General features: G+C 38.5%; 25 protein-coding genes, 1 tRNA gene and 1 pseudogene. 8 read left to right on the top strand and 19 right to left on the bottom strand.

Translation table 11 applies throughout. The annotated features are described in order from the left end of the window. The first annotated feature begins 5 nt into the window (after positions 1–5). Entirely contained in the window at positions 6–1799 is a 1794-nt protein-coding gene (locus R8495_RS02840; RefSeq protein WP_317636054.1) for a M3 family oligoendopeptidase, read from the top strand. An 11-nt stretch (positions 1800–1810) separates the two neighbouring features. On the opposite strand, the gene R8495_RS02835 is transcribed toward R8495_RS02840, so the two are convergent. The 8 genes and pseudogenes from R8495_RS02835 to hisS form a co-directional block, all read right to left on the bottom strand. Next, positions 1811–2983 carry a DUF998 domain-containing protein gene (locus R8495_RS02835; RefSeq protein WP_317636053.1) on the bottom strand — a complete coding sequence of 391 codons (1173 nt, stop codon included), beginning with the start codon at positions 2981–2983 and terminating at the stop codon, positions 1811–1813. Positions 2984–3016: 33 nt separating this feature from the next. After that, on the bottom strand, positions 3017–3538 hold the full coding sequence (locus tag R8495_RS02830) for an NAD(P)H-dependent oxidoreductase (protein WP_317636052.1): 522 nt from the start codon (positions 3536–3538) through the stop codon (positions 3017–3019). Between the two features lie 67 nt (positions 3539–3605). Then, entirely contained in the window at positions 3606–4454 is an 849-nt protein-coding gene (locus R8495_RS02825) for a TPM domain-containing protein (RefSeq protein ID WP_317636051.1), read from the bottom strand. A gap of 34 nt (positions 4455–4488) precedes the next feature. Next, the gene (locus R8495_RS02820; RefSeq protein WP_317636050.1) at positions 4489–5076 is read right to left on the bottom strand and encodes a LemA family protein; all 588 of its coding nucleotides are present in this window, start codon (positions 5074–5076) and stop codon (positions 4489–4491) included. Between the two features lie 63 nt (positions 5077–5139). Next, the gene (locus R8495_RS02815) at positions 5140–5700 is read right to left on the bottom strand and encodes a GNAT family N-acetyltransferase (protein ID WP_317636049.1); all 561 of its coding nucleotides are present in this window, start codon (positions 5698–5700) and stop codon (positions 5140–5142) included. 2 nt (positions 5701–5702) lie between these two features. Next, positions 5703–6254, bottom strand: coding sequence for a GNAT family N-acetyltransferase (locus tag R8495_RS02810; RefSeq protein ID WP_317636574.1), 552 nt, complete (start codon positions 6252–6254; stop codon positions 5703–5705). A 9-nt stretch (positions 6255–6263) separates the two neighbouring features. After that, positions 6264–8015 (bottom strand): annotated as a pseudogene (gene aspS, locus R8495_RS02805) (aspartate--tRNA ligase); the annotation flags it as partial. After that, a complete protein-coding gene (gene hisS / locus R8495_RS02800; protein WP_317636048.1) occupies positions 8015–9289 on the bottom strand; it encodes a histidine--tRNA ligase in 1275 nt (424 codons plus the stop codon). The gene hisS and the pseudogene aspS, both read right to left, overlap by 1 nt. A 403-nt stretch (positions 9290–9692) precedes the next feature. Here hisS and R8495_RS02795 point away from each other — a divergent pair, with 403 nt between their 5' ends. From R8495_RS02795 to R8495_RS02770, 6 genes are all read left to right on the top strand, one after another. Continuing rightward, positions 9693–9842: a teichoic acid D-Ala incorporation-associated protein DltX gene (locus R8495_RS02795; RefSeq protein WP_317636047.1), complete on the top strand. Its 150-nt coding sequence runs from the start codon at positions 9693–9695 to the stop codon at positions 9840–9842. A 20-nt stretch (positions 9843–9862) separates the two neighbouring features. Next, the gene (gene dltA, locus R8495_RS02790) at positions 9863–11386 is read left to right on the top strand and encodes a D-alanine--poly(phosphoribitol) ligase subunit DltA (protein ID WP_317636046.1); all 1524 of its coding nucleotides are present in this window, start codon (positions 9863–9865) and stop codon (positions 11384–11386) included. After that, the gene (gene dltB, locus R8495_RS02785; protein WP_317636045.1) at positions 11386–12594 is read left to right on the top strand and encodes a D-alanyl-lipoteichoic acid biosynthesis protein DltB; all 1209 of its coding nucleotides are present in this window, start codon (positions 11386–11388) and stop codon (positions 12592–12594) included. Before dltA ends, dltB begins: the two co-directional genes overlap by 1 nt. Positions 12595–12611: 17 nt before the next feature. Next, on the top strand, positions 12612–12857 hold the full coding sequence (gene dltC, locus R8495_RS02780) for a D-alanine--poly(phosphoribitol) ligase subunit DltC (protein ID WP_317636044.1): 246 nt from the start codon (positions 12612–12614) through the stop codon (positions 12855–12857). Beyond that, complete coding sequence (dltD, locus tag R8495_RS02775; RefSeq protein ID WP_317636043.1) at positions 12857–14125, top strand: D-alanyl-lipoteichoic acid biosynthesis protein DltD; 1269 nt, start codon at positions 12857–12859, stop codon at positions 14123–14125. The genes dltC and dltD overlap by 1 nt, the downstream gene beginning before the upstream one ends. A gap of 184 nt (positions 14126–14309) precedes the next feature. Continuing rightward, on the top strand, positions 14310–15527 hold the full coding sequence (locus tag R8495_RS02770) for an N-acetylmuramoyl-L-alanine amidase family protein (RefSeq protein ID WP_317636042.1): 1218 nt from the start codon (positions 14310–14312) through the stop codon (positions 15525–15527). 216 nt (positions 15528–15743) lie between these two features. Here the strand turns inward: R8495_RS02770 and R8495_RS02765 are convergent, their stop codons facing one another. From R8495_RS02765 to trpS, 6 genes are read right to left on the bottom strand one after another with little or no spacing between them, the layout of a single operon-like run. Beyond that, positions 15744–16172, bottom strand: a complete 429-nt coding sequence (locus R8495_RS02765; RefSeq protein ID WP_317636041.1) for a TM2 domain-containing protein — start codon at positions 16170–16172, stop codon at positions 15744–15746. Between the two features lie 11 nt (positions 16173–16183). Next, complete coding sequence (dtd, locus tag R8495_RS02760) at positions 16184–16639, bottom strand: D-aminoacyl-tRNA deacylase (RefSeq protein ID WP_317636040.1); 456 nt, start codon at positions 16637–16639, stop codon at positions 16184–16186. Further along, entirely contained in the window at positions 16636–18852 is a 2217-nt protein-coding gene (locus tag R8495_RS02755; protein WP_317636039.1) for a RelA/SpoT family protein, read from the bottom strand. Before R8495_RS02755 ends, dtd begins: the two co-directional genes overlap by 4 nt. A 59-nt stretch (positions 18853–18911) precedes the next feature. After that, positions 18912–19643, bottom strand: coding sequence for an RsmE family RNA methyltransferase (locus R8495_RS02750; protein ID WP_317636038.1), 732 nt, complete (start codon positions 19641–19643; stop codon positions 18912–18914). After that, a complete protein-coding gene (gene prmA / locus R8495_RS02745; RefSeq protein WP_317636037.1) occupies positions 19643–20566 on the bottom strand; it encodes a 50S ribosomal protein L11 methyltransferase in 924 nt (307 codons plus the stop codon). The genes R8495_RS02750 and prmA overlap by 1 nt, the downstream gene beginning before the upstream one ends. 11 nt (positions 20567–20577) lie before the next feature. Further along, positions 20578–21588 (bottom strand): tryptophan--tRNA ligase, encoded by a 1011-nt coding sequence (gene trpS, locus R8495_RS02740; protein ID WP_317636036.1) that lies wholly within the window; start codon positions 21586–21588, stop codon positions 20578–20580. Positions 21589–21642: 54 nt separating this feature from the next. Here trpS and R8495_RS02735 point away from each other — a divergent pair. Beyond that, positions 21643–21715 (top strand) — tRNA-Thr (locus R8495_RS02735). Positions 21716–21775: 60 nt separating this feature from the next. Here R8495_RS02735 and R8495_RS02730 read toward each other — a convergent pair. From R8495_RS02730 to R8495_RS02710, 5 genes are all read right to left on the bottom strand, one after another. Next, a complete protein-coding gene (locus R8495_RS02730; RefSeq protein WP_317636035.1) occupies positions 21776–22993 on the bottom strand; it encodes a hypothetical protein in 1218 nt (405 codons plus the stop codon). Continuing rightward, the gene (locus tag R8495_RS02725; RefSeq protein ID WP_317636034.1) at positions 22983–23954 is read right to left on the bottom strand and encodes a hypothetical protein; all 972 of its coding nucleotides are present in this window, start codon (positions 23952–23954) and stop codon (positions 22983–22985) included. Before R8495_RS02725 ends, R8495_RS02730 begins: the two co-directional genes overlap by 11 nt. After that, on the bottom strand, positions 23932–24393 hold the full coding sequence (locus R8495_RS02720) for a hypothetical protein (RefSeq protein ID WP_317636033.1): 462 nt from the start codon (positions 24391–24393) through the stop codon (positions 23932–23934). The genes R8495_RS02725 and R8495_RS02720 overlap by 23 nt, the downstream gene beginning before the upstream one ends. A 209-nt stretch (positions 24394–24602) precedes the next feature. Continuing rightward, a complete protein-coding gene (locus R8495_RS02715; RefSeq protein WP_317636032.1) occupies positions 24603–25049 on the bottom strand; it encodes a threonine/serine exporter family protein in 447 nt (148 codons plus the stop codon). Further along, complete coding sequence (locus R8495_RS02710; RefSeq protein ID WP_317636031.1) at positions 25049–25813, bottom strand: threonine/serine exporter family protein; 765 nt, start codon at positions 25811–25813, stop codon at positions 25049–25051. The genes R8495_RS02715 and R8495_RS02710 overlap by 1 nt, the downstream gene beginning before the upstream one ends. Between the last annotated feature and the right edge of the window lie 25 nt (positions 25814–25838).

The raw sequence follows: 25838 nt of genomic DNA, 5'->3' as shown, positions 1-25838 counted from the left end.
ATCGCATGAATTTAAAAGAAACGTGGGATCTCTCAACGCTATTTGGTGGAGATCTTGATTCACCTGAACTCAAATCAGCCCTCAAAAAAACTGACGAGCTGATTGAGCTTGTAAAAAGCACCTTAGAAAACGCACACCCGGGAGATTTTCCGTCAATCGCAACCAAAATCCAAAATGCGGAAGCCGAATTAGGCGAAATCTCCTCATTTATTGGAATGTGGCAGGCAGTCCATTACAGCGACCAGCGAGTTAGCGTGTATTATGGCAAGATTCAAAATCTTGTTTTAAAAATAACTCAGGTCGAACAAAGCTGGGGCCGTAAATTGGCAGAACTCAGTGAAACAGAATTTGATGAACTATTAAGTAAGCCCGAAATGGCACCAATCGCATTCACTTTAAAAGAACAGCGGGATAAATCCGTGCGACTTCTGGATCCGTCAACCGAGTACCTGCTGCAAAAATTGCAACAAGACGCCCTTGATGCCTGGTCGAGCCACTATGAAACAATTGCTTCTGGTCTTTCAACTGAATACGCTGACGAAAATGGAATCAAGTACCAAGTTAGCGCTGGTCAAGCTCTTAACTTGTTAGATAGCATCGCCAATCCTGTTGCTCGGAAAAATTTGATGCAGTCTTATGAAAAGATGTGGGGCAGCGCCGAAAATCTCTCAGGCGATACTTTAAACCACTTAGCAGGCGCTCGTTTAACCGATTATGAAGCTCATCATTATGATAATTTTCTCGAATACCCCCTTGAATTAAACCGAATGAGCCGTCAAACGCTCGACACGATGTGGAGTGTTGTTGCAAAGAACAAGAAAATGTTGGTCGAATTTTTAAATTGTAAAGCCAAACTTTTAAAACTGCCGACTGAGCATATTTCTTGGCAAGATCAATCGGCACCGCTTAATCTAAAAGGTTACGAATCCCATGAGATGAGCTTTGATGAAGCTGCAGAACTCATTATCAAAAATTTCACGAAATTCTCACCAAAAATGGGAAAAGTAGCCCAATTTGCTTTTGAGCACCAATGGATTGAAGCCGAGAATCGGGCTGACAAATCGCCTGGCGGATTTGAAACTTCCTTACCGATCAGTAAAGAAGCTCGTATTTTTCTAACTTTTACTGGTTCGGTCAATGATGCTGCAACCATTGGACATGAATTAGGGCATGCTTTTCACACGATGCAGCTCTACGATTTACCTTATTGGCGCCAAAATTACGCAATGAATATCGCAGAAACAGCCTCGACTTTTGCCGAGACTATTATTAACAACGCCAATGTTGAAGCTGCTACCTCGAAAGCTGAGAAACTAACTCTTCTCGATGCTAAAATGGTCAACGCCGTTGCAATGTTTATGAATATCCACGCTCGCTACATCTTTGAAACCAATTTCTATACCAAGCGCCAAAAGCAAATCATTACTCCAAGAGAACTCAACGAGATGATGATTGGTGCTCAAAAAGTTGCCTTTAACGGCGCAATGGAAGAATATCACCCCCACTTTTGGACCAGTAAGCTTCACTTCTACATCGATGAGGTACCATTTTATAATTTCCCTTATACTTTTGGTTACCTCTTTAGTTTGGGAATTTACGCTTTTGCTCAAAGGTCTGGTGCTGACTTTGAAGATCAATACATCGCACTGCTTAGAGATAGTGCGAATATGCCTGTTGAAGAGTTGGCTAAAAAACATCTAAATGTCTATCTAACAAAAGAAGATTTCTGGCAGTCAGGAGCTGATCTAGTGAAAAAAGACATCGATGAATATTTGGAACTGGCAAAAGATTTTATCTAAAAAATGACACTTCAATCTGAGGTGTCATTTTCTTTTAGAATATAGCGAGAAATTGGCTTGCGGCTTAAATACTCTAAGTTTTGAATCAAAAGTAAAATCCACGAGAACGAAAGAATAAAAGCAATAATCTCAAAGGCAGTTAAAGAAAAATAGTGAAAAATGTGCCACATTACTCCAGAAAAAAGGACAAATCCACCCATCGCATAGGAAGCAATCAGAAAAGTTTTGCTGACCTGGGGCAAGAGCCAACGAACAGCAACAATTTGAAAAAAGAGCAGATAAATCATCAAAAATGCTGAATTGTCATGAAGCTCGTGTAAAATATCACCGTGAACGTTAGGAAATAGCCCCACTCCGCCGAGACAAACCGCGGTCATCGTTAAGGTAATTCGTAAAAGCGTTAGGCGCCAATTGTTGGGATATATTTTCTCCAGCGAAACGAAAAGATAATCAACTAGAGCAACCATCAATAAAGCCGATAGAATTAAAGTAAAGTTAAACTGCCACGCATTCTTCGCCGCCCGCGACCCTAAAAAGCTTAAATTAACTTGCCACCAGCGCGAATTTTGATTAACGATAATTGAAAAAATTACTCCACTAATAATTACAATAATCAGTAAATTAGTAATCATTGAAGGAGAGACGTTTTTCGCCATAAATAAAACGCTATAATTCGTGATTGCTAGAAAAATTGCAGCGAACACCGTTGAAGTATAAATATCAAAGACCGCTCCTTTAAAAGCAACGTCGATCAGCCAGAAAAAAGCCATCAAAAAGAACACTGTAATGCTGGTAAAAGCAAGAATGATCGTCGGAAAGCTTCGCCACGACAGGGCTTTTAAGCGGGGGACGCCTTTAAGTTTACCTCCGATAAATGAAACCATTAATAATATAAAAGCGGTAATTGCTCCAATTACAAGCACAAAACTAGCAAGCGAGTAAGTACCAGAAATCGGCAAAAACTTCTTGTTAGTAATTTGCGCCATGACAAAAAATGCGATTGTCCCAATGATTAAGGGCCAAAATGACTGTTTAATTAAATCGGACTGTTGATTTTGATCATTATCAATGAGTTTAACTTGATAAATTTTCCCATTTGCAACGAATTCAAACTTTCGATCCGGTGGCAATTTAAATTTTGATTCATCTTCTGAAATGTAAATTTCGTGTTTTTTTGTATCCATCGAAGAATAATTGTACTAGAAAGAACACCTGGTTTAAAGATTTAAATTGGAAACTCGCATTAAAAATTTTTCACGTCGATCTTTAGTTGAACGACTAGAGCTTCCAAAATTGATCCAACGAACTTTTTTTATCCCTAAGGGCTTAAGAGTACGTTTGATCAAATCTTTTTTAAGAATATTTCCGCCTAAATATTTATAGTAAAAAGTCGGCGTCGACGAAGTCGATAAAATCAAAGCTTGCTTGATATTTGTCAGATTTCTTTGACCACCTGATACTCTTTTAAGTTTATAAATAAAACCTTTTAACAGCCCTGGAATTCCGTTATGCCAGATCGGCAGCACCAAAATTAACCGTTCACAATTTGCGAGCATCAACAAGTATTTAACAGTCCCGGCTCCTGTTTCATCATAAACCGGATCAAAACGCTCAGCATAAAGATCAATCACTCGATACGACTGATTGTGTTCTTCTAGATTCTTAATTATCGCCTCTAAAATGGCATGATTAAAACTCTTGGGCCACGGATGACAATAAATGATCAAATATTTAATCATCAGACTTTTCCTCCAAGAGTTTATTTTAACAAAAAGACTACTTCTAAGAGTAATCTTTTTAAATTTATTAGATACTAGCGCCGCCTCCACCAGATGAACCACCGCCACCTGAGAAGCCTCCTCCACCGGAAAATCCGCCGCCAGAGCCACCCCAATAACCACCGCCACGATGATTATTATTTCTAAAGATTAATAAAAACCAGAAAAGCCACCACAAAAGACTATGACGCCTTTGATCTCGTTGATGAATGGTTGGGGGTTTAATTACTGCTAATAAGGCGATGATCACCACTACTGCGATCAAAAAATAAGGAGAGACAGGATTATCAGATTTCTGATTTTGACGCGCATCCACGTAAGATTTGCCATACTGTAAATCGTCAGTTTTGTATCCGTTGGCTTGATCAACAACTCCGACCACCGATTTAAAAACCGCCTGCAAACCCTGATTCACCTTCTCTGGCGAACTCGATTTCAAATCACTTTCGTGATCACGCAAAATCTTGCCCGCTAAAGCATCCGGCAAATCGCCTTCAAGCCCATAACCGACCTCGATCCGGACGTTGCGTGCTCCATCATTCAAGGCATAAAGAATTAAAACTCCGTTATTCTTTTTCTTGTTGCCGATTTTCCATTTTTGGAACAAATCTGGAGCATAACTGTCGATACTATCACCGTCAGTTGACTTAACTACAGCGAGCACCACTTGGGGCGCCGAATCCTGTTTAAGATAAAACTGATTTTTGGCTTGAACAAGTTCTTTAGTTGAAGAATCTAGCAGATTAGTTTCATCGTAATAAAAATTATCAGGTGCACTCGGAAGGTCAGATGATGCTTTTGGCCGATCAAAACTTACCAAGAGACCTAACAATAGGACTAGTAACAGCCAAAATTTTCCAATAAGTTTTCGAGTCATCTAGATTTCCCTTCTTGCATTAAAAACAGGATATTTATTTCCCTGTATCAAGATCAACTGTCGGTGCTTTTTGCGCCTTACCATCGGCTTTGAAGTAATCCATTTGATGATAACCCATCATACCAGCGACCATATTTTTCGGAAATGTAACGATTGAATTGTTGTAAGTTTGAATTGCTTCGTTGTAACGACGACGTTCCACACTAATGCGATTTTCAGAACCTTCCAGCTGAGTCATCAAGCTGCTGACGTTTGAATTTGATTTTAATTCTGGATAGTTCTCACCAATCACATTGACTAAGGTTCCAACTGAACTATTTAATTTTGCATCAGCTTTCAATTTATCAGAAGCAGTCGATGCATTACCATAACTCTTACGAGCGTCAGCAATATCGCCGAACACTTTTTGCTCTTGCTTCATTGAACCTTTAACAGCATTAACTAAATTAGGAATCAGATCGTAGCGCCGCTGCATCACATTTTCAACTTGTGACCATTGAGCGTTAACATTCTGCTTTGATTTTGCCAACGAATTATATGTGCCAATAAAAGATCCTATTAGCATGACAACGATAACTACTGGGATCCCAATCCATAATAAACGACGCGAATTTTTACTCATAAATAAAACTCCTTTAAATGATTAAAATAACTATAACACGATCACCAAAAAACAGGATCGGTATTAAGGCTGATTTTTATTTTGCGCTAAATAATAATAGACCGCAGAATCGCTAAACTTATTTAAGGTAAAGTGATCTTCACGCCTAATTCCCTCATAAATAAAACCAGCATTTTTTGCTACCTGCTGGCTTGCTAAATTATTAGGATCCGTGCGAATGACAAAACGATGAACTCCAGCAGCTCGGCTTAAAACTGCAACTAATGCTTTAACAGATTGGGTTGCAATCCCATGTCCTGTAAACTTTTCAGCTAGCCAATAACCAATTTCACCTGAGCGCTCGTTAGCGTTGACATCATTTAACTCGACAATTCCAATAATCTTGTGTGATTTAACAATTAGATATTCAAATATTGCCCCGCGATAAAAAGCTGCCTGCGCTTCGGTCAAAAAAGCTTTTAAATCTGCCTCAGAGTAATTATTAACCCAGGGAAGATTCTGAGCCAAATAAGCCCGATTCTCCGCAAGCACTTTAAATAACGCTGGTGCATCGCTCGGCGTCGCCAGTCGCAAAAACAAATCTTCTTGAACAAAAATTTCAAAAAGTTCGATCGCCGAATCCAAAATTAAACACCTTCAACTAGGTAATAATAGACTTCATAATCTTTATATTCACCATTGTTTAAAACTGCGCCGTGTTCAATTCCTTCCAAGGTAAATCCCGCTTTTAAGGCAACATTTTGGCTTGCTTTATTTGATGGATCAGTCTTAATCACAACTCGGTGTAATTTCATAACAGGAGCTAATCTTGCAATCAAACTTTTAACGGCTTGGCTCATAATCCCTTGGTGCTGATATTCTGCGCCCAGCCAATAACCGATTTCAGCATTGCTACCTTGAATATTATGAAAATCAATCACGCCGACAACTTCTCCAGATTTCTCGATCACATAATTAAAGCTCAACCCAGCATCAAAACTGGCAACGGCCTCCTGCACAAATTTCTCCTCAGCTGCTAAATCATTATCTTTAGCCCATGGTAAAAACTTCGCCAAATGATCCCGATTAGTCTCCACTAGATCCTGAATTGCTGCTGCATCGCTTAATTGATAACGCCTCAGACTTAAATCTTCATCAATGGTTATATTTTCGATTTTAGCAAGATCAGCGGCGGACATTTTTCTCATAGTTTTAATTCCCAGTTCATCAAGCTGCGCTGAATCGACCTCACCCGGAGCGCCGGTTAAAGCTTCGGTGCCTTTTGAATTCTTTGGAAAAGCAATGACGTCACGGATATTATCTTTTTTAGCCAAAAGCATCGCAAAACGATCGAGTCCAAAGGCAATTCCTCCGAGTGGCGGGAAACCGTAATCAAGAGCATTCATTAAGAAACCGAAGCGCTCATTGGCGTCTTCAAGTGAAAAGCCAAGTGCCTTAAACATTCTTTCCTGCATTTCACGGGTATGAATTCTTAGAGATCCCCCGCCCAATTCATAACCATTCAAGCAGATATCATAGGCATAAGCATAAACTTTGCTGGGATCAGTTTCCAAATAATCAACCGTTTCTTCTGTTGGCAGGGTGAAAGGATGATGCTCTGACACGTAGCGACCTTCTTCTTTTGAATAGTGAAACATTGGAAAATCAGTAATCCAAACAAAACGGAACTGATCGTGATCAATTAATCCCAATTGATCCCCTAGCATCGTCCGAAGATAACCTAAAGTTGCGTTTACTACTGCTTTTTCGGCCGCGGCAAACAAAATCAAATCGCCATCTTGCGCCTTCGTCTGGGCTAACAGTCTCGATGCAATTGGCTTCATGAATTTAGCGATTGGTCCTTGAACCTCACCGTCTTTAACTTTTAACCAAGCAAGTCCCTTAGCTCCAAAGCGCTTGACGTATTCGCCCCAATTATCAATGTCCCGGCGAGAAAATTTCTCAGCAGCACCTGGTACAACCAAGGCACGTACAATGCCGCCTTCGTTTATTGCCGAACTAAAAACCTTAAACTCAGCGTCTTTAACTGCATCTTCAACATTAATGAGCTCCATCCCAAAACGGAGATCTGGTTTATCGGAACCATAGTGTTCCATCGCATAATCCCAAGTCATTCGTTCAATCGGCAATTTAATTTCGACATTAACCACCTCTTTTAGAACTTCGGCGATCAACTCTTCAGCAATTGACATGATCTCTTGATCACTTAAAAATGAAGTTTCAATATCAACTTGAGTGAATTCTGGTTGCCGATCCCCTCGTAAATCCTCATCCCGAAAACAGCGTGCGATCTGATAATAGCGATCAAAACCTGATGTCATCAATAGTTGCTTAAACAACTGGGGCGACTGCGGTAAAGCCCAGAAATTTCCTTGATAAGTCCTAGAAGGAACTAAGAAATCCCTTGCCCCTTCAGGCGTTGATTTGGTTAAATTAGGCGTTTCAATATCAATAAAACCATGATCGTCCATAAATCGGTGAATAACGTGCGTGATTTTTGAACGCATCATTAAAGATCTTTGCATTTCAGGGCGACGCAGATCTAAATAGCGATATTTTAATTTGAGGTCTTCTTTAATTTCAACGTGATCTTCAATATTAAAAGGCAGCGTCTTTGAAGTACTTAGGACTTTTAGATTTGAAACTTCAATTTCAATTTCACCTGTCTTCATCCGATCGTTTGCTTCGCCATCAGCTCGCTGCACGACACGACCAGTCGCCTCGATAACGTATTCATTACGTAAAGCGGAAGCTTGCTGGTGCAATTCTTCATTGGCGTCTTCACGAATTACTAATTGAACGATCCCCGCACGATCTCTTAGCTGGATAAAAATCAACGCTCCTAAATCACGTCTTCTTTGAACCCACCCTTTTAAAGTAACCGTTTTACCGACGTCTTTAATTGTGACGTCTCCTGCATACATTGTTCTTTCAGCCATTAATCTTCTAACCTACCCTTCGTAATGTCTTTTAATGCTAGCTCAAATTCAGTGCCATCACTCATTTTCTTCAATCGATATACTTTATCTGCAATTTCTTTACTTCCAATCACAATCGTGTAACGTGATTTTAAGCGATTGGCGAGTTTAAATTGCGATTTCAAAGAACGTCCCGTGTAATCGTAAGCTACTGAAAGTCCTCGTTCACGCAATGTGTTGGCTAATTGGAAAATTTCTGGTACAGATTCCTCTTCGACTCCGACCAAAAAGAGATCGACTTCGGGCTGCAACTCTTCTTTTAAATCCTCATTTTGGGCGAGAATTTCAATTAATCGCTCTTCGCCAAGGCCAAAACCAACTCCAGGAGTTGCGGGACCACCAAGCTCTTCTACCAACTGGTTGTATCTTCCTCCTGCAATCAGCGTGAGTTCGCTGCCGCCAAAACGATCGCCAGTATAAATCAACTCAAAGATTGTGTGATTATAATAATCAAGTCCCCGCACCAATTCTTCGTCGATGACAAAATCAATTCCGTTTAACGCCAGGTATTTCTTTACTTCTTCAAAGTATTGAGCGGCGCTATCAGTAAGGTAATCAATAATCTTTGGCGCGTCCGCGACAATTTTTTGATCGGTTGGATCTTTGGAATCCAAAATTCTCAATGGATTTTTTACTAATCTGATCTTGGAGTCTTCAGATAGTTCAGCTTCATACGGCGTCAAGTAATCGACCAGAGCTTTTTCGTAAGCCTGCCGGGATTCTTGATCTCCTAAAGTATTTAAAGCAACTTTAACTTCTGTAATTTCAAGAGTTTTTAAAATTTCGACCGCCAAAGTGATCGTCTCGGCGTCAAGCCTAGGATCTTCAACTCCGAAAGCTTCAACTCCAAATTGATTAAATTGTCGGCTGCGTCCGCTTTGCGGTCTTTCGTAGCGGAACATCGGTCCCAGATAATAGACCTTAAAAGGCTTTGCAAACTCCGGTCCAAAAAGTTTATTTTCAATATACGCTCGCACTACTCCGGCAGTTCCTTCTGGTCGCAAAGCCATCTTACGATTACCTTTATCGGTAAATTCATACATCTCTTTTGCGACAACATCAGAAGTTTCCCCTGCACTACGCTGAAATAGATTTAAGTTTTCAAAAATTGGTACTCTAATTTCAGAATAGCCAAACTTTGCAGCAATTTGTCTTTCCGTATTCTCTAATTTCTGCCAAATAACCGCTTCTTGCGGCAAAACATCATTGGTTCCTTTTGGCCTTTGATAAACCATTCTATCCTCCTTACCAAACAAAAAAAGCGCCACTAAAAAACTTTTAGGGCGCATAATTGCACGGTACCACCTATAATTTAACTAGTTTGATAACGCAGCGAACTGCGATTAATTGGTACGTCACGAATTTTTTCAAGCTTTCAGCCTCGGCTTGATCTCTGATTTTATACAATAAGGATAAACAAGCAGCAAATATTTGTCAATCGTTAGAAATAGCTAAACTGAACAACGTCTGCTATAATTTTCTCAACAATTAACTAAAAATCAGTCGAGCGAACGATGGAGAAAATTAGAATAAATAATAAAATTCTAATTAATAGTTTATTAACCGATGATTTATCATATAATAGTATGGTATATGTTACCACGGTTTGGGTCTATGATAAGGAGTTGCTTTACACTAATGAAGAAAAAATGGATTGCGTTTAAGAATAACGGGATTGCTCGCTTTATTTGCACCACCATCTTTTATACAGTTATTTTTCTAGTCCTCGTCTATCTTTATAGTTACAGCGGAGTCGGCGGTGGCGGCTTTATTTATAATGGATTTTAAAAATTATTGGGAGTTTATAGATGATAGAAAACTTTATCCAAACAATCGATCAATTCGGGCTTGATCACCCTGAGCGGATTGTTTATGAAAATAATCAAGTCAAAAATACATACGGCGAACTACGAGAATATTCCAATCGCTTAGCTAATTATCTTGATCAGCTAAATTTAGATCGTAGCCGCCCAGTTATGGTTTACGGAAACCAAAAATTTGAGACTTTAGTGGCTTTTTTAGGTGCTGTCAAATCAGGACATGCTTATATTCCGGTCGATAGTCATTCACCTAAAACTCGCTTGGAATTGATTGGCGAAATCGCCGAACCTGCTGCTTTAATTAACGTCGAACCGACAGATTTTAAGATTAACGAACTCCCTACTATTGAACCAGACCAATTGAGTTCAATTATCAATGAACCCGTTGAATATTCAGTCGATCACGCGGTTTCAAGTGATGAAACTTACTATATTATTTTCACATCTGGCACAACTGGCAAACCCAAAGGTGTACAGATTTCACACAACAATCTTCTAAGCTTTGTCAATTGGATGCTTAGCTCGGAGTTTTCACTCCCTAATGAGCCGAGAAACCTCTCTCAGCCGCCTTATTCTTTTGATTTATCAGTCATGAACTGGGGACCAACTTTAGCCAGCGGCGGAACCCTCGTAGCTCTCGATAAAGAAGTTACTGATAATTTCAAAGAATTATTTAACGCTTTGCCTAATACTAAGGTTCAAGTTTGGGTTTCAACTCCCACTTTTGCGGATGTTTGTCTTTTAAACCCAGCTTTTAATGCTGAATCGATGCCAGAAATTACGCACTTCTTATTTTGCGGTGAAGAACTAACTCATAAAACTGCTCAAGCATTACGAACTCGTTTTCCTAATGCTCATATTTTTAACACCTATGGACCAACTGAAGCAACCGTTGCTGTCTCAGCTGTGGAAATAACTGACGAAATTCTTGAAAAATATGATCGGCTCCCGATTGGAACCCCAAAGGATGATACCTTAATGACGATTGTCAATCCTACAACTGACGAGGTTCTATCTGATAACGAAAAAGGTGAATTGATCATTCAAGGTCCCAGTGTCTCTAAAGGGTACCTTAATAATCCCGAAAAAACCGAAGCTGCCTTTATTAAAGATCGCCCAAGAAAATATCGATCTGGTGATCTTTGTGCTCGTGATCAATTTGGTCAATTCCTATTCTATGGTCGGACTGATTTTCAAGTTAAGCTGCACGGTTACCGAATTGAACTTGAAGAAGTGAGCTTCCACTTGCAACATCAACCACTTGTAAAACAAGGAGTTGTAGTTCCAGTGTACGGTCGTGACCAAAAAGTTTCCCAGTTAATTGCGTGGGTTGTCCCCACAAAGTCTGTTGTAGGTAATGAGCTCAAAGCCACCGAAGAGATTAAAGCTGGCTTACAAAAAGAGATGGTCTCTTATATGGTGCCCCAAAGAATCATCTATAAAGAAGAATTGCCTCAAAGTCCTAATGGAAAAATTGATTTGAAAGCCATCATTAACGAGGTTAATTCTTAATGATTTATTTTCAACCTTATGAAAATCCTAGCTATTTTATTGTTCTGTTTATTGCGTTAATACCTATTATTATTTTGATTTTAAACGGCCGTCGCAGTAGGATTTATGAAGCAATTATTTCTTTATTTTTTTTGTTCTTAACATTTGGTGGACCTTCTTGGCACCAAGGAGTCGCCCTTATTATCTATACGATTTATGAAACAGTGATAACTTTTGCTTATTCAAGTTATCGCAAGAAGTGTAATGAAGGCTGGATTTTCTACTGTGCTGTCATTTTAGCTATTCTGCCTTTGGCGCTAGTCAAGATTTCAACGGCAACTCATAATAATGTGCAAACTTTAATTGGATTTTTGGGAATTAGTTACTTGACTTTTCGGGTTGTGCAGACAATCATGGAAACTCGTGATGGAGTAATTAAAGATTTAGATTTAATGAACTTCTTACAGTTTCTTTTATTCTTTCCAACTATTTCTTCAGGTCCAATCGATCGTTATCGGAGATTTGTTAAGGATTATCAAAACGTTCCAAAAAGAGATGAATACCTGGAAATGCTCCAAAAAGGAGTACATTATATATTTCTGGGATTTATTTACAAGTTTATTTTAGCTTATATCTTTGGAACCCTCTTACTTCCTGGCCTTAAAACCGCGGCAATGGCCGCGCGAGGAAATTTTCTTGGCATCTCGTGGCCGCTCGTGGGAGTTATGTATGTCTATTCGGCAGATCTCTTCTTTGATTTTGCTGGATATAGTCTATTTGCAGTTGGAACATCTTACTTCATGGGCATCAAGACCCCGATGAACTTCAACCGACCTTGGCAATCCCCTAACATCAAAGAGTTTTGGAATCGCTGGCATATGAGTTTATCTTTTTGGTTTAGAGACTATATATACATGCGGCTTTTGTTCATGTTTATGAAGAAAAAAACCTTTAAGTCAAGAATTACCGCAGCAAATGTTACTTATGTTTTAAATATGTTAATCATGGGTTTCTGGCATGGATTAACCTGGTACTATATAACCTATGGATTATTCCATGGTTTTGCAATCGTCATCAATGATGCTTGGTTGCGTTACAAGAAGAAACACCGCGAAGAGATCCCTCAGAATCGGTTTACTAAATATTTCGCAATCTTTTTGACTGTGAATGTTGTTTGTTTCAGTTTTCTGATTTTCTCAGGATTTTTAAATGAATTGTGGTTTAGTTAAAAAAGGAGTTTTAAAAAATGGAAAAAAGCGAAATCAAAAACACAGTACTTGATGTTTTAAACGAAATTACCGGAACTGATCTGGCTGATCAAATGAATGTTAACCTGTTTGATACAGCATTAATGGATTCGATGGCAACTGTTGAAATGCTATTACAATTACAAGAGAAATTAGGAATTGACGTCCAAATTTCCGAATTTGATCGAAATGAATGGGATACCCCCGAAAAAATTGTTGATAAAGTTAGTGGTATGCTTCAATAATGTTTAAAAAACTCTGCAAGATCTTCGGTCCGATTGTCTGTGCCGCGATCATCGTATTTTTATTATTAGTCTCACCTTTTCACTTCGGCTTAGGAAAAGTTAGTAAATCGGTCCAGAAAAATGCCGCAACAGCCCTTGAGACTAAAGTCCAAAAAGGAACTGCCGTCAAAGAACAGGCGCTTAGTGGTAATTATGTCGCCTTTTTTGGCTCGTCTGAATGGTCAAGATTTGATCCTCTCCACCCAGCAGTTTTAGCTGAAAAATACGATCGCAGTTATCGGCCGTTCTTGCTAGGAGCTAAAGGATCGCAATCACTCGTTCAGTTTCTAACAATGCAGTCGGTTAATGAGCAACTAGAAAATAAAAAAGCAGTTTTTAGCATCTCACCACAATGGTTTGTGCCAAAAGGTGCTAAAAAAGATGCATTTAACTATTATTTTTCGCCTTTACAGGCGACAGAATGGATTTTACGAGAGCATAATTCCAAAATGGATCGTTATGTCGCTAAACGCTTCTTTAATTTACTGGATCCATCTAGTGATGCTGTATTACGCAATGCATTTAAAAAAATAAGTGAAGATAAATCTCTTTCTGATAAAGAAATTTCATACATCAAATTGAAGCATCGCATACTTTTGCAAGAAGACCGTTTCTTCTCTAATCTCTTTATTTCTAATCGTAACGAAAAAAAAGTGGATAAGTTCGCAAAGAAATTACCGGATAAATATGACTATAATGATCTTTACGATTTAGCAGGCCGCTTGGGAAGAGAGCAGACATCTAATAACAGTTTTGGGATTAGCGATAAATTCTATCATGATCAGCTATCGAAACGAATTAAAAAGCTGAAAGGATTTCAAAAAAAGGATCGCTTTACTAAATCGCCCGAATATGCTGACTTCCAAGCAGTCTTAGAAACTTTCATCCACAACAACACCGATGTAATTTTTGTAATTCCTCCAGTCAATGCAAAGTGGCAAAAATACACAGGTCTTTCACAAAAAGAAATTCAAAATGCCGTTACTAAAATCAAATATCAGCTTGATTCACAAGGATTCAAACATATCGTCGATCTCTCAAATGATGGAGATATTCCTTATTTTATGACCGATACAATTCATTTTGGCTGGCGCGGATGGCTTTATTTTGACAGTGCGGTTCAACCATTTTTAGAAAATAACCATCGGAAGCCTCTCTATCAGCTAAACGAACGATTTTATGATCGAGATTGGCAAAAAGCTAACGTTGACCAAATTTCTAAATTTTAAGCAACAAACATGAAAACTGATGAAAAAAATCAGTTTTTTTAGGTCAAAGGGGTTTTTTCCAAGACAAAAATAAGTTATCTTTAAATAAAAGATTGTGAGTGTTAAGGGTTTGAATCAGTTAAAAGTATTTCTCAAAAAAAATTATATTAATATCATTCTCCTGGTAACAATAGTCGTGGGCCTGGTGAGTACTTATACAGTCGCAATGTCTAATGTCGTAACTATCAAGGCAAAAGTTGTGAATGTTCGTACTGGTCCCATGCTCTCTTATAATGTTATGGCGCAGTTAAAAGAAGGAGACCAGATCCAAATTCTCGAACAAAAAAACGGTTGGGACAAAATTCGGCTGGATGGAGATAAAATTGGATGGGTTGCCGATTGGCTTCTAGACTCATCTGAAATTGATTCAGCGACCAATGCAACCGGTGTTGTTAATACTAGTGGGGTCAATATCCGTGAATATGCCAACACTCAAAGTAAGGTTTTAAATCGGCTGGAAAAAGGCACTAAAGTCAATATTGTCTACACCAAAGGTGACTGGAGTCAGATCACGATGGACGGAAAAATTGGCTGGATTAACAACAAACTATTTGATCTAACCAATGACGAGCAGGAAAAAGCTCAAACCAAAGTTTATGTGCTCCGTCCAACAATTAATCTTTACCAGGAAGCTAACCCTAATTCACATGTTTTAGCAACTTCAAAGCAGGATGATCAGCTTGAAGTTGTTGGCTCTGTTGGAGATTTTTATCAAGTGAAAAACGGAAAAAATATTATTGGTTACGTTTCTCGTCAACTAGTAACTACCGAAATTCCTAATACTGGCGCTGAGCAGGCTCAAGAAGCTGCACGACCACGATCCTTAGCTAAGGCAACCATTGTAATTGATGCTGGTCATGGTGGTGATGATCCCGGTGCTCAAGCAAATGATAACCGCCATTACGAAAAAAATTTCTCCCTTCTATATGCCAAAGAATTAAGGGATCAGTTGCAGACCAAAGGAACCAAGGTTGTAATGATTCGAAATAAAGATTCCTGGGTTTCTTTAGAGGACCGAGTCAAGATAACTAATAAAAATCAGCCAAGTGCATTTATCAGTCTCCATCTCGACTCTTCCAAATCAGCTAATGAGGCAAGTGGCATTACCACTTACTATTATTCCGAAAAAAAAGACCTCAAACTGGCAAAAACTTTAGCAAGTCAGTTTAATGGCCTAAAAATTCCGAATCGCAATACCAATTTCGGAAATTTTGAAGTTATTCGAGAAAACGATTATCCAGGAGTTTTACTGGAAATTGGCTATATTAATAGCGATTCAGATTTCGCTCAAATCAGATCGGATAGCTATCGCCAACAATTTATTTCACGCGTGGTCTTAGGTTTAGAAAGCTACTTTAAATAATCTATTTTTAGTCACGCGATAATCACCAAAGAATTTCTTTAAGCCCCCTCAAGAGACCGATTCGGTCTCTTTTTTATTTAGTTTAAATTTATCGATTAATTAAGTTCTTTTGTTTCTTAAGATCAAACGTTTTATCATTTTACGAGCTCCGCGTCTAACAATATCTAACTAATTTTTTTTACCATTTCTGCAAAAGCCAAACTGCAATGGGTAAAATCAGTTAACAATCGCTGAATCTCCGTTCAAATACAAAAATCCGTTATCATCTGGTGGAGTAATAGCTGCTTTAATGAACGTACAAAAAGCGATGATCCCGGGAATAAAAGTCCAAGAGAAAACCAAGTACAAAACTCCTTTACCAATGAATCCCGCATAAAATTTATGAATCCCTAAACCACCAAAAAACAACGCCAACAAAATATATATAGTTTTATTGACCTGATAAGTCTTTTTGGGATAAGTTGGTTCAACATTAGGCTTTGAAACAGCAACAACCTTTACTCTTCCGTCATCGGCGTGATAAATCTGAACGGTTTGACCAACTTCCGGGGTAAAATCTAACGAATATGGATCAACCGAAATCAATTTTCCATTATCGTCACCCACCAAAATTTCTTTTTCATTAATTTCAACAATTTGCGCCATTACTGCTCCTTTCAGGTTAAAATTCCATTTTGACTACGTAAAATCAAAGTAAATGGACCATCATTAATTGAACTGACAGCCATATTGGCCCCGTAAACTCCAGGTAGAGTTTTAAAACCCGCATCGCGAAGTTTTTTCAGGAAAAATTCATACAAGATCTGCGCTTCTTGATATTCAAGTGCCTGTGTAAAACTTGGACGGTTTCCTTTGCGCACATCAGCTGCTAACGTAAACTGAGAAACTGCTAAAATTTCGCCATTAACATCGGCTAAGCTTAAATTTGTCTTGCCGTCTGAGTCTTCAAAGACTCTTAATTTGCTAATTTTTTCGCTCAAACGAGTTACGTCAGCCTCACTATCGCCCTTTTCCGCTCCAATCAGCAAAAGAAAACCACGATCAATCTCACTGATTAATTGCTCATCAACGGTCACAGAAGCACTTTTAACTGTTGTCAATACTACTTTCATTTATTCGCCCTAACTACATTATAGACATCTGGAACTTTCTTTAAACTTTCCATTATTCTTCTTAAGCTTTCCTTATTATAAATCTTTACGGTCGCCTCAATCGTCGCCGTTTTATCATCAGAGCTGACTTTTGCACTGATATTGCCAAGTCCTTTAGCCAAAACGTTTAATTCCTGGACCACATCTTTTAAGACGCCATTGCGGTTATAGCCATAAATCTCTAAATCAGTTGCATAGAGTCTGGTGCGATTATCTGGATCACCCCAGAAAACTTCGATTAGACGCTGCTCTACGTCATGATTATTAGTCACATTGTGACAATCAGCACGGTGAACGGTAACTCCCCGACCTTGTGTAACGTAACCGACAATTGGATCTCCCGGAATTGGCGTGCAACAGCGTGCAAGATGAACTAAAAGATTATCTACTCCTGCAATGTAAACGCCTGTATCTTCGTCAATGCTGTTAACAGGACGACTAGATTTTGAGGGCTCCAGCATCTTAGCTAGGTCTTGATCTTGTTTTTCCTTAGCTTGTTGCTTTCGATAATCCTCTGTTAGACGGTTTGCTACTCCTTGTGCCGATAGCTCACCATAGCCAATTGCTGCCAAAATCTCATTTGCTCCAAAGCCTTTGAATTTATCTTCAATCTTTGCTAAAGATTCTTTGGTTAGAAATTTCTTAGGATCAAACTTATTATCAATCAGATAATTTTCGAGCATTTGACGCCCTGCTTCGATATCTTCGTCTTTTTCCTGATTTTTAAAATAACGTTTAATCTTATTGCGGGCCCGAGTGGTTTTGACAAAATCAACCCAATCACGACTTGGCTTTGCTTGCGTTGCCGTCATGATTTCTAAAATATCGCCATTTTTTAAAGGCGTGTCAAGTGTAATTATTTTTCCATTTCGCTTAGCACCAATTGCATGATTTCCCACTTCAGTGTGAACCAAATAGGCAAAATCAAGCGGCACTGAACCTTTTGGCAAATCGTAGACGTCCCCTTTAGGCGTAAAAACATAAACCCGATCGGAAAAAAGATCACCTTTAACCGTTGCCATGAAATCGTGGGCATCAACATCTTCCGATTCACTTTGAATTTCTAAAATCTCACGAAAAAGATCTAACTTTTTACCAGTTGCATCAATTTTTACTTGATCGGTTTCGCCCTCTTTATAAGCCCAGTGCGCAGCCACCCCGAATTCGGCAATTTCGTGCATCTTTTCAGTTCGAATCTGAATTTCTAAAGGTTTCGCTCCGGGACCGATCACCGTCGTATGAAGGGATTGATAAAGATTTTTCTTCGGACTGGCAATGTAATCTTTAAACCGCCCCGGAATCGGCAGCCATTCTGTATGAACTGCCCCTAAAACTGCATAACAATCCTGAACTGTTTTTGTAATCACTCTTAAAGCCAAAAGATCGTATAGTTCATCAAATTGTTTGTTTTTACTGACCATTTTTTTGTAAATGGAATAAATATGTTTCGGACGGCCGTAAATTTCATAGTCAAGATTAAGATCAAGAAGCGCTCGATTAACTGCTGTAACTGCCTCTTCAATGTACCCTTCGCGCTCCCCCCGCTTGGTATCCATCAGACTTGCAATCTTATGATATTCCTTCGGCTTAAGATAAAGAAAAGAAAGATCTTCTAGCTCCCATTTAATCGCACTGATTCCCAAGCGATCTGCTAATGGCGCAAAAATCTCCAAGGTTTCGTTAGAAATTGCCTGTTGTCGATCGCTTGGCAAATACTCAAGTGTCCGCATATTGTGCAATCGATCGGCTAATTTGACCATAATAATCCGTAAATCTTTAGCCATAGCTAGAAGCATCTTCCGATGATTTTCAGCTAGCTCGTCCTTATGAGCAACGTATTTAACTTTTGACAGTTTAGTAAGACCGTCAACAATGTAGGCAATATCGCTGCCAAAAATGACCTCGATATCTCCACCCGTAACCTGCGTGTCTTCCACCACGTCGTGTAAGAATCCCGAACTTACAGTATCTGGATCCATTTTGAGCTCTGCTAAAATACCCGCAACCTGAATCGGGTGAATAATGTAAGCTTCCCCCGATTTACGGTACTGATCATGATGAACGTATTCAGCAAATTCATATGCCTTTTTGACTGTCGCTACATGCTCATCATTCATATAGCTTTGACACATTTTGATGACATCATCAATCGTAAAGTTCTTCGTTTTGACCATACTCCCCACCCCGACTCATAAATATCTATACATTATAGCGTATATCTTAGGATAAATAGTCATAATTCAAAATAAAATGAGAGAACACTTAAAAAGAATATTGGAGCGTTCTCAGCCCGGAGAATTCTCTGACCGAGAGAGATATCTTGAAAGCCGTGATCAATAAATTCATCCACTTCCAAAACATCATACCCGCCTTCTGGTCCAAAAGCGCAACAAACTGACGTTCCAGGACTCAATTTATCCAGCGACGCTTTAAAGTTTAGCCCAGTTGGGTCAGTTTTCTCGTAAGCCAAAAATTTAATTTGGGCGTCTAAATCACATTCAGACCATGAACGAACAATTTCCACCGACGGCACAACGTTGCGATGAGACTGCTTGGCAGCACTTAAGGCAATTTTATTTAAACGCTCTTCCTTTTTTTGACCCCACTCATCCGAATACTTAAGCGGCGAAAACTTCGACGGATAGAAAACAAAATGGCTTGCGCCAAATTCGGTCCCCTTTTCCACCGTCTCATCTATTTTTTTGCCTTTAGTAAGGGCACAAATTAAAGTTACCTCAACCGGCAACTCCGAATTACGAGAATTTTCACTGATCCGCTTGGCATGAAGTTGTTTTTGATCAATATCGATTCGAGATAATTCATACACTGCCACCTGACCATTTGTATCAGCTACTTCAAAAGTTTTACCTGGTTGGTAGCGCAACACTTCGGCTAAATGATGGTATTCTTCCCCCGTCAAAACAACTCGTGAGTCTAAATTATTATCAATAAAAACTCTTTGCATTAGTCGACCCGCTGTACGATTAAGCTGACCCAATCCTTCATGCTTAGGCGTTCTGTAACTTTAAATCCAAAATCTTCTAATTTATCCGTAATTGCTGCTTCTTTTTCTTTGATAATGCCCCCGAGAATAACTCTTCCGCCTTCATTTAAGTGGCTGTCGAGCTCAGGAATCAGTTGAAAATGAACTTCGGCTAAAATATTTGCCAAAATTAGATCAGCCTTCTGATCAGTAGCTTTCAAAAGGTCACTTACTTTTAATTCAACATCTTGACTCACACCATTAATTCTTAAATTCTCTTCCGCATTTTCAATTGTCGTTTGATCAAGATCAGTTGCATAAACGTTTTTTGCTCCTAATTTCACAGCAGCGATCGAAAGAATCCCGCTACCGCTCCCAATATCGAAAACTTTATCTTCTAAGCGATAAGCGATTAACAGCGCCTGCAGCGTCAAAATAGTCGTTGGATGATCTCCCGTTCCAAAAGCCATCCCAGGATCAATAAAAATTTTGATCCGTGGATCATTTTGATACTCTTCTTTTTGCCAAACTGGAATAATCACCATATTTGAGGCAACCGGAATGGGGGAATAATGCTCACGCCAGGTCAAATTCCAATTCTGATCGTCTTCAAAAGAAAGATAAATTTTGACTTCGCCTGGATCAAGCCCAAACTCACTTAACCCTTCAACTTCTTTCTTAATAGCTTCTGGATTTAATTTCTCAGATTCAGCAATCCAAGTTGTGACGCTAACCTCACCTTCTGTGAGAGTTCTTTGATCAATAACTGTATCAGAACTTGGCTTTTCATAATGATCAAGCGGATCGTTTATCTCTACTCCTTTTGCGCCAAATTTAGTTAAAATCTCGCTCACAGCTTCAATTGCTTCGTTGGTTGTGATTACTTGAATTTTAGCCCACTGCATCGTTTATCTCCTTAATTAAAATAATTAATCCCCATCGCATCTCTCACTTCATTTAAAGTGGCATCTGCCAATTGATTGGCTACTTCGTCGCCTGCTTTTAAAACATCATAAACGTAATCAAGATTGGCTTTATAATCTTCGCGTTTAGTGCGAATTGGATCTAAAAAGGCATTCAAAACCTCAATTAAACGGCGCTTGATTAAAACATCCCCGAGACCACCTTTTTGGTACTGATCTTTTAAATCCTGCACCTTAGCTTGATCTGGGTCAAAAAGATCCAAATAAGTAAATACAACATTGCCCTCAACCGAACCAGGATCCTCAACATGAATATGGTTAGGATCGGTATACATCGACATTACTTTCTTCTTAACCTCATCAGCGCTATCAGATAGATAAATCGCATTACCTAAAGATTTACTCATCTTCGCGTTGCCATCAATCCCCGGAATCCGACCTTGACCTTTGGGTGGAAAAATTCCTTTAGGTTCAACCAAAATATCTTTTTTGTAAATTGAATTGAATGATCGGACAATTTCTCGAGTTTGTTCGATCATCGGTTCCTGATCATCACCTACCGGTACGTAATTGGCTTTAAATGCCGTGATATCTGAAGCTTGCGAAACCGGATAGATAAAGAATCCTGCTGGCACACTTTGTCCAAATTTCTTTTGTTTTATTTCTGTTTTGACGGTTGGATTGCGTTCTAAGCGCGAGACCGTAACTAAATTAAGATAAATCATCGTCAGTTCATTTAAAGCTGGGATTTGCGATTGAACGAAAATAGTTGAAACTTTTGGATCAATCCCGACTGAAAGATAATCAAGTGCAACATCTGTGAGGCTTTTCCTAATTTTCTCAGGATCGCGAGCATTATCCGTTAGCGCCTGCATATCTGCAATCATGATTAAATTTTGATCAACTTCTTGTTCAAGCTCAATGCGTTGTTTGAGCGAGCCCACATAATGTCCGAGATGAAGTTTTCCGGTTGGTCGGTCACCCGTTAATGCAATTTTTTTCATTTTTCCTCTTTCCTAATTGACACATCACTGATTTTTTGATAAATTCTATCTATTGCCGTTTTAGCTCAGTAGGTAGAGCATCACCGTGGTAAGGTGGGGGTCAGCAGTTCGAATCTGCTAAACGGCATTTTAAATATTATAAAACAAAAACCAGCCTTTTAAGCAGATCGGCTGGTTTTTTTCATTTTTATTGAATTAAAAACCGATTAAATGCCTGAATAAAACTAATCAGGTAAGGATGAACTAAAAGATAGCTTCCAAAAATAGACAGGACGAAATAAATAATGATGATGTAAACTCGATCAATAATCACTTGTCCTCTGGCTTGGATTAAATAAATTGCCACCGCAATGCTTAAGATCAGCGGTACCATACAAAGCAAAAACAGCGTTAATTTAGTAACTAATTGATTATTAAACAAAGAATAAGCGAAGGTTAGAAATGAAATTGGCAAGAGAATAATTGAATAACGAGCTACCTGTGCTACTAAAAGTGACAAGGAAAACTCGTCATCGCTAATCAAAAACCGATCGCATAGTAATCCAAGCCCCAGCGTGACCAGATAAACTCCTAATATAATGAGGACTGGCCAGAGAATTGAATACTTGGTTCCAATCGTTAGACTGTGTACCAAATATTGACCAAAAGCCCGCGCTCCTTTTTTTGAAGACATCTGAACGCCGCTATTATACAAAAGTTGAAAAGTAAAAATGAAGAAAATGATCTCGACACCAAAAGTGATCAGCCCCTGCCAAATTTTATTAGCTTCAGTCTTGACAGAAGGATGAACCAACGATTCCAAATCAAAGAACAGCAGCTCTTTGAAGAAGTTATCATTAGATTTCTCTGGTCGATTTTTAAGCTTTGATTCTTGTTCTTCAAACTCATGAGAATCAATAATTTCAGTTGAACTGATTGGTTGAGTATCAATGACAATCTTTTCTGGCTGATTAAAATTCGTTAGCTCTGCTTCAACCTCATCTTCCTTAGAAAAAGTCGGCTTACGTCTTCTCTTACGGAGCTCCGTTCTCTTTGGAGGGAGACCCGCATCTTCATTATTATTTTTATGCCCCCGTTTTGGCAAACTTTGATTAGGCAGATTTTCTTCAACAGCCTCTGATCTTGAGCCTTGCTGAACGTTACCTGCTAATAATTGCTGCAATTCTTCAATCGTGATTTTACTGTTTGAATTTTTGGACTCATCAAGAATCGTATCCAATTGATCAAATTCACTAGCTGACACATTTGACTCTTTTGGCTCTGATGATTTCATTTGCACCCCGTCATCATTAACGGGGAGAACATCTCCGACATAAGAATCACATTCAGGACAGTAATCAAGATATTCGTCGATTAGGGCGCCACATATTGGGCATTGCTTCTTTAAATTTTTATTATTTTCCATTATTAAAGTTCGAAAGAGATGATAGATTGTTTGTTATGTAATATTGATCTTTAATTACCAGTCCATTATATAACAAACTGAACTGATAATCTTTGGGAGAATCAGATTTTAAATCAGCTAATAATTTACCTTTAGGGATTAACTGAATCCGAATTTTCCGCTGATAATTTTTGGGTTGATTTGAAATCACCTTAACTATCAAATCTTCATCTTGATAACCTTGCATCACAAAATGAAACTTCGGCTGATCTACATGATATCCCACTTTTAATGTGAGTTCTGGCTTATCTAACAACTCCTGTCTTGAATAAAACAACGCCGGATGCTTAATAAGTTTTCGATCTGAAACCGAATCGAATGAACGCTCAACGTTGGTCAGTTTGAATCTAACTGTTTCACCGCTTTGCGCTTTAATTGTCGAAATATCATCGATCAATTTACCATCAGAATCTGAACTTTCTCCTAAATATAAGTAAGCCTGGTGTTTTTTCTTTTGGCTTTTTAACAAAATATTGGTCGAATCATAGCTAATAGATTTATTTTTAAAATATATGGTCATTACTAAATTTTCGTTGATTGTAATCGGAAAAGGTGCCTTAAAATATAAGCGTTGACCTTTAGTTGGGTTCTCTGGTAGCTTAAGAGTTCCCTCATAGTGATAAGGGGTCAAAGTCACGTTCTCTTCAGAAAATGCTGTTAAAGTGTTCGCCGGTACTCCTTTTGCGTCAAAAGTGAGATTTGGTTGCAATCTTTCTTTACCAACCGTAGTTAAATATGTGTAAGCATTTCTTTCGGTATGAAGCTTACCTTTTGTTGACAAAAGGTGATACATATTTTGAACTCGCTTTACATCTCGATTTTTCTTCAACTTAGAAGATACAACAAAGGAGCCTCCAAAAATAACTAAGGCCATGATCACGATCACAAGCGAGGTGAAACTATTTTTTACTGTTTTTTTCATCAACTAAAGAATCCTTTTCACTCTCGTTTTCCTGTGTTTGAACCAAAAGCTCTTCAATTTTCACTACATTTTCTGCCAAATCGCCAATTTCTTCAATCCAAAGTTTGGATTTATTAACAAAAGGCGACTCTACTGAAAAGTAAAATTTAATCTCTGCCGTAGCTCCGTCAGCAAAAAATTCAGCATATTTTTTAGCATAGGAATAAGGCAAATTAATTATATTAGAGAAAAAACTGATTTTCAGCTCTGACAGGTCAACAATCTGATATTGAAACATTGCTAAACCGTTTTTCTGATAATTATTTTTTACTAAATCTAAAGCTGTCTGAGCTAATTTATTACCATTCTTTTGAAACTCTGCTTGCGTTAAATCTTTTTGTTGCAAAAAGTACGCTTCATTTTCGATTAACTCACTTGCCGTTAAAACTGCAATCTCCACTTATTATACCTCAAAGATAACGATCAATTTTCTAAAAAAAATAGTTCAAACACAAAGGTTTGAACTATTGTGCAGGACTTAATTGCTTAAGCAGACTATTAATCCTTGCTTCCTCTTCCTGAGGTGTGCAAGCAACCTGCTGAAAAGGTACATACGTACCCCATCGACTCATCGCACAACAGTCATTCTAACAATTACTGCTGCTTAAATCAAGTCCAGATTTTTTGCCAAATTCTTTTTAATGCTTCATCAATCAACTGGCTTAACATTGTGCCGACTGCCAAAGCTAATATTACAATCATGACTCTGACCACAATATCGAGCCCTTGGCTAACACCTTTAAAGACCGTATCATGAACTCCTTCGTAGGTTAGCGCACCTGGTGCTAAGCAAATCAAGCCAGGAACGTTAAAATTAAGAATCGGAACTTTTTTATAGCGCGCAAAAACATAGCTAACCATCCCGATAATCATTGCTCCCATCAAATTGGACATAAAAATACCTAGATGAAGATCCCGACAAGCTAAATATACGAGCCAACCAAAAATTCCCGTAATCCCGGCAGCGTTCAAAAGTCGATGCGGAACATTAATGATAATGGCAAAACTCAAACTTCCCAAATAACTCAAAATCACATTAATTAAAAGTTGCTTCATTAGCGGAAAAACCTCAAAACGAGCCCCAAACCAGCCCCAATAAATATAAATGTCAACACTGCTTCAATAAATCTGACAAGTCCTGAAAGCAAATGACCCGCCAACATATCTCTTAAAGCATTCATAATAATAATTCCAGGCACCAATGGCATAATTGCCCCGATGATCACGCCGTTAAAACTCACTACTAAGTTCAATTTTAAAGCAATAAAAGCTAAAAGGCCAATCAAAAACGATGCCACAAAATCGCTAATGAACTGCATTTTATAAAATCGGTGCAGAAATGTTGAGGTCAGATATCCTAGCATGCCAATGACTCCAGCTGGAATAAAATCATCCCAATTAGCAGTTTCAGGGGAAAAAAGGATCATTAAACCACCGCTGATCATAAAAGCAGCAATTCCTTTAAGCCACCAAGAAAAATCTGGAACATGTTTCTCAACTCTATTTACACCACAAGCTAGTTCATCGAACGTTATTTTACCAGCTGTAAATTTGCGAGATAGATCATTTATTGCAACTATTCGTTCCATATTGGTTGCTCGTGAATAAATTTGAATTACTGCCGTTTTATCAACTTTATTAATCCCAATCACAATTCCCGTTAAAGTTGAAAATACTTCTAAATCTGAAACCCCTGCTTGTCTCGCTATCCTTTTCATTGTATCTTCAGCCCGCGTAGTTTCAGCACCGTTTTCGATCATAATTCTCCCAACTTTTAAGAGAACTTGTGAAATATAATCGTAATTAAGATCTGACTGCATCAATAAACTTCCCCAAATTGAATTT

It is taken from the genome of Xylocopilactobacillus apicola (assembly GCF_033095985.1).
Classification (GTDB): Bacteria; Bacillota; Bacilli; order Lactobacillales; family Lactobacillaceae; genus Xylocopilactobacillus; species Xylocopilactobacillus apicola.
Note: the sequence above shows the minus strand (reverse complement) of the source record. Positions and strands in the feature narration are given on the sequence as shown.